General features: G+C 66.4%; 1 protein-coding gene and 1 pseudogene. Both read right to left on the bottom strand.

What is annotated here, in order from left to right; all coding sequences use genetic code 11:
* Positions 1–256 (bottom strand): annotated as a pseudogene (locus AB4Z13_RS32795) (hypothetical protein); the annotation flags it as partial.
* A gap of 41 nt (positions 257–297) precedes the next feature.
* Positions 298–1,081: c-type cytochrome (locus AB4Z13_RS32790; RefSeq protein ID WP_442207779.1), on the bottom strand; the 784-nt coding region annotated here is incomplete at its 5' end.

The raw sequence follows: 1,081 nt of genomic DNA, 5'->3' as shown, positions 1-1,081 counted from the left end.
GCTCGGGGCGGAAGAACTGCAGGCCCGGCTCGAACAGCTCCAGGCGGATCAGCAGTGCCAGCACGCCGCCGGACAGCAGCATCGTGAACGAGAACAGCAGGTACAGCGTACCGATGTCCTTGTGGTTGGTGGCGAACAGCCAGCGGCGCCAGCCATGGGGGTGATCGTGCGCATGATCGTCATGGCCGTGGCCATGTCCATGATCATGGGCGTGGTCGTGCGGATGACCCAGCGTCTCCGGGGTAGCGGTACTCATCGCGTTGACTCCTGAATTCCTGTATGCGGTGCGGCTGCGGGTCAGCCTGCGACGCGGTTGCCCGCGAGGCTGGCCTGCTTGTCGGGGGAGGTGGCCGGGGCCGGATCGGCCTTGGCCTTCGGCGCCGCCTCGGCGGTACCCGCCGTCGGTGCGCCACCGCCTTCGGGGAACTTGCCCGCGCGGGCGTTCACGAAGTCGGCCGGCTGGATTACCTCGCCAGTCCGGTTGCCCCACGCATTCCGGGTGTGGGTCATGGCCGCGGCCAGTTCCGTGTCGGACAGCTGCTTCCAGGACGGCATGCCGCCGCGTCCTTCCAGCAGGATGTGCATCTGGCCGGCCTTCGGACCGTTCACTACCTTGGAGCCGTCCAGCGCCGGGAACGCGCCGGCGCCCTTGCCGTTCGGCTGGTGGCAGACCGCGCAGTTCGACGCGTAGACCTTCTCCCCACGCACCTTCATCTCATCGAGCGTCCAGGTCTTGTTGGGATCGTCCGCCGCTGCGGCCAGCGCCTTCTTCTTCTCGTCGACCCACTTGGTGTAGTCGGCGTCCGAGACCACGCGCACGACGATCGGCATGAACGCGTGTTCCTTGCCGCACAGCTCGGCGCACTGGCCACGGTAGACGCCGATCTTCTCGGCGCGGAACCAGGTGTCGCGCACGAAGCCGGGAATCGCATCCTGCTTCACGCCGAAGGCCGGGATCATCCACGCGTGGATCACGTCGTTGGCCGTCGTGACGATGCGGATCTTCTTGTTGACCGGCACCACCAGCTCGTTGTCCACCTCCATCAGGTAGGTGTTCGACTTCGGCTGCTCGTTGTTGATC

The sequence above is a fragment of the Rhizobium sp. YAF28 genome (assembly GCF_052113285.1).
Taxonomy (GTDB): Bacteria; Pseudomonadota; Alphaproteobacteria; order Rhizobiales; family Rhizobiaceae; genus Rhizobium.
Note: the sequence above shows the minus strand (reverse complement) of the source record. Positions and strands in the feature narration are given on the sequence as shown.